Source organism: Aliivibrio sp. S3MY1 (genome assembly GCF_028765575.1).
Lineage (GTDB): Bacteria > Pseudomonadota > Gammaproteobacteria > Enterobacterales > Vibrionaceae > Aliivibrio.
On the sequence record NZ_JARACO010000089.1, the window covers coordinates 1 to 834 of the forward strand.

The 834-nt window shown below is 38.0% G+C and carries 1 protein-coding gene; it reads right to left on the minus strand.

All coding sequences use genetic code 11. The annotated features are described in order from the left end of the window. Positions 1-636: 636 nt before the first annotated feature. Positions 637-834: hypothetical protein (locus PVK62_RS17350; protein WP_274445629.1), on the minus strand; the 198-nt coding region annotated here is incomplete at its 5' end.

The window sequence follows — 834 nt, forward strand, 5'->3', positions numbered from 1 at the left end:
CTCCATAAGTTCAGGCGTTTCAGCGGCTATTTTACGCTTCAATTGTTCTTTGGTTATGCCTCATTTTAGTTTGCATCAGTGTTTTTCTCGCAGCATTTCCAATCCCAATTGTGGTTAGGATATTTGGTTTATCAGTTCCAAATCTGCTGAAACCAAGTCGTTCAAATGGCGTAAAAAATGTATCTGTTTTCCATTCACTTTATCTCGCAATTTAAGAACATTTTGTTCGCTTAATTGCTACCGGTAAATTAGAATCAGGGTTTAGAAAATCTTGGCAGGTCAGTTCTTTTCCAAGTTGGCCAAGCCGAAAGCAAGCACGCACAACAATCGCATCAACACGATGCTTATTACATTCGGCGTTTTTGGTTTGAAGTGTAATTGGTTTGGAAAGTTGGTCGTCAGCACGTGTTATGCAAGCGTTATACGAACTCTGAGAATGCAATTTTTTGGTTCAGTTCAGCGATAGAACCATTAATTTTTTAGGTGTGAAAGTAGGGGGTTTTCCTTTTTCTTGGTTGCCTTTTGGTATTCATTTCATCAGGTTCGGCATTGAACTATTATTGCCCCAAATCCAGGCGTTTCAGCGACTAATTTACGCTTCAATTGTTCTTTGGTTATGCCTCATTTTGTTCTGCTTCAGTGTTTTCCTCTTAGCATTTTCAATCCCAATTGTGGCAATGATATTTGGTTTATCAGCTCAAAACTTGCTGAAACCAAATCGTACAAATGGCGTAAGAAAAAGGGATTGTTTCGTTTCACAATTATTGCTGTTGAATGGATATTTTGCTCGCTTAATTGAGCCAGTCTAATTAAACTCAATTTACAGCAAATCTT